Origin of the sequence: Klebsiella planticola ATCC 33531, assembly GCF_000735435.1 — a bacterium.
Classification (GTDB): Bacteria; Pseudomonadota; Gammaproteobacteria; order Enterobacterales; family Enterobacteriaceae; genus Klebsiella; species Klebsiella planticola.
In genome coordinates this window covers 1-3,104 of the sequence record NZ_JMPP01000065.1, presented here as the reverse complement: position 1 = coordinate 3,104, position 3,104 = coordinate 1, and the positions used below count along the sequence as shown (strand labels likewise).

General features: G+C 61.2%; 2 protein-coding genes. One reads left to right on the top strand and one right to left on the bottom strand.

What is annotated here, in order from left to right:
- Positions 1-563 precede the first annotated feature (563 nt).
- Positions 564-1,328, bottom strand: a complete 765-nt coding sequence (locus tag GRPL_RS02675; protein WP_032700607.1) for an SDR family NAD(P)-dependent oxidoreductase — start codon at positions 1,326-1,328, stop codon at positions 564-566.
- 180 nt (positions 1,329-1,508) lie between these two features.
- Between GRPL_RS02675 and GRPL_RS02680 the strand changes: the two genes are divergently transcribed.
- Positions 1,509-2,846, top strand: coding sequence for an aspartate aminotransferase family protein (locus tag GRPL_RS02680; protein WP_032689004.1), 1,338 nt, complete (start codon positions 1,509-1,511; stop codon positions 2,844-2,846).
- Positions 2,847-3,104: the final 258 nt, after the last annotated feature.

Genomic DNA, 3,104 nt, shown 5'->3' with positions numbered 1-3,104 from the left:
TGCTGCGCTTACCGGGGCTACGGGGGGCGTGCGGTCGGGTAGCCCGCATAACGCGCTGGCGCCGCTAGCCGGGAAAATCCCCGGTGGCGCTGCGCTTACCGGGGCTACGGGGGGCGTGGGATCGGATAGACCGCATAACGCGCTGGTGCCGCTAGCCGGGAAAATCCCCCGCTGGTGCTGCGACCCGGGGAGATGTTCCGGCAGCAAGGTACATGGTTCCGTTCGCTATCAATCGGCAAAACAGGTTTGTGGCACATCAACGGAAACAGGGGGCGTCCTCTTTACAATCCCCGCTTGCGCGCAAAGAAATCGGCCGCCCGGCGCTCAGCCTGCGGTCGGCATCAACTCGATGCTACTGGTCCCGTCCCTGGCGTCCAGCCCCTGCTTTCCGACCTCCGTTTCGCCGATTTCAGCGGATACCAGAGCATCGCTTAAGTCTTGTTGTTGCCGAATGACTACAGCTGCCGTCAGCGCTTTTCCCTGGCCGCAGACGGCTGGAAACAGGTAGCCCCGGTAAGCGCAGCGCCACCGGGGAGGGGGAGATAAATCGCGTTGGTCTACAATCAATCCCGGTCAATCGCGAACGGCTGCCAGGCCTGGCGCACCGGCATTACTTCTACGCGGTTGATATTCATATGATCCGGCAGGGTGGCGATGTAGAACATCTGCCCGGCGATATCCTGCGCGCTCAGAGGAGTGGTGCCGCGATACAGATTATCGGATGCCGCCTGGTCGCCTTTAGTGCGCACGAGAGTGAATTCGGTCTCGGCAATGCCCGGCGCCAGATCGGTCACCCGCACCCCGGTACCGAGTAGATCGCAGCGCAGGTTGTAGCTGAACTGCTTCACAAATGCTTTGCTGGCACCGTAGACGTGGCTGCCCGGATAGGGCCACTGACCGGCAATGGAACCGACATTGATGATACTGGCGCCGGCGCCGTGCTGAATGAGCGTCGGCAGCAGCGCGTGGGTGACGTTAACCAGACCGGTAACGTTGGTGTCGATCATCGTTTTCCAGTCCTGCAGGTCCACCTTCTGCGCCGGCTGCGGCGCCAGCGCCAGCCCGGCGTTGTTAATCAGCGTTTTGATATCGGCAAAGGCGGCAGGCAGCTCTGCCACCGCGGCGGCAACGGCCTCGCTGTCACGCACGTCCAGCTCGATAATATGTACCGGCACCAGCAGGTTCAGCCGGTCATACAATTTTTGCAGGCGCGCCAGGCGACGCCCGCTCAGCACCAGCGACCAGCCCGCCTCGGCAAACACCTGTGCCGCTGCCTCCCCAAAACCGGAGGTGGCCCCGGTAATAAATACTACGTTGTTGGTGGTCATTTCACTCTCCTGTGCGCATTGTTGCCCTCACTATAAAAACGCCGTGCACGACCACACAGGGCCAGTTGTCAGGTGGCGTTGTGACACGGTGTCACAACTTTTTCGACCGACTGGCTCTATCCCTTTTTCCGCCGGGCGACCAATGATGGGGGGAACAACAATGACATCAGAGGGCAGGGTATGAAGCTGGCAATACAGAATGATGTAACGGTAAGCAACGATGACGTTCGCCAACTGGATCGCGCTTATGTTTTCCATTCGTGGTCGGTACAGGGCAACATCAACCCGCTGGTGATTGCCGGGGCCAGGGGCTGTGAACTGTGGGATTATGAAGGCAAAACCTACCTTGATTTCAGCAGTCAGCTGGTTAACGTCAATATCGGCTATCAGCACCCGCGCGTGCTGGCGGCGATGAAAGCGCAGCTGGAGGAGCTGGTGACGATTGCGCCGGCGACCGCCAACCTCGCCCGCGGCGAAGCGGCGAAACGCATCGTCGAGCTGGCGCCGGAAGGCTTCAGCAAAGTGTTCTTTACCAATGCCGGAGCCGACGCCAACGAGAATGCCATTCGCATGGCGCGGCTGTACACCGGACGCGATAAGGTGCTGTCGGCCTATCGTTCATACCACGGCAATACCGGCAGCGCGATTGCCGCCACCGGCGACTGGCGCCGCGTGCCGAATGAGTACTCCCGCGGCCACGTGCACTTTTTCAACCCCTACCTCTATCGCAGCGAATTTAATGCGGTGACGGAAGAGGAGGAGTGTCTGCGCGCGCTGGCGCATCTACGCAGAATCATTGAGTGTGAAGGCCCTGGCGCGATTGCCGCCATTCTGCTGGAGTCGATTCCCGGTACCGCGGGTATTCTGGTGCCGCCTGACGGCTATATGCAGGGCGTACGGGCGCTGGCCGATGAGTTTGGTATTGTGCTGATCCTCGATGAGGTGATGGCCGGGTTTGGCCGTACCGGCAGCTGGTTTGCCTTCGAGCAAGATGGCGTGGTGCCGGATCTGGTGACCTTTGCCAAAGGGGTTAACGCCGGGTATGTGCCTGCGGGCGGGGTGCTGATTAGCGATCCGATTGCCCGTTATTTTGACGACCATTTCTTTGCCGGTGGCCTGACCTACTCCGGCCATCCGCTGGCGATGGCGGCGATTGTGGCGACGATCGATGCCATGAAAGAGGAAAACATCGTCGAAAACGCGGCGCAGATGGGGAATCACGTCCTGCGTCCGGGGCTGGAGGCGCTGGCGGAAAAACATGCGATTATCGGTCATGTCCGCGGCCGTGGCCTGTTCCAGGCGCTGGAACTGGTCAGCGACCGCGAAGCTAAAACGCCGTTAACCGCGGCGGATATGGCGGCGATTAAGGGGGCGTTAACCGAAGCGGGTCTGCTGGCCTTTGTGGTGGAAAACCGCATTCACGTGGTGCCGCCATGCACCATCAGCGCTGAGCAGATTGCGAAAGGGCTGGCGATTTTTGACAGCGTATTCGCCCGCTTCGCCACTCTGGCGAAATAAACCAACCTTATTCCCGGATAGCGGCGCCAGCGCCTTATCCGGGCTATCCGACCGCACGACCCGGTAGCCCCGGTAAGCACAGCGCCAGCGGGGATTTTCCCGGCTGGCGGCGCCAGCGTCTTATGCGGGCTACCTGACCGCACGACCCCGTAGCCCCGGTAAGCGCAGCGCCAGCGGGGTACTTTTCCCGGCTGGCGGCGCCAGCGCCTTATGCGGGCTACCTGACCGCACGACCCCGTAGCCCCGGTAAGCGCAGCG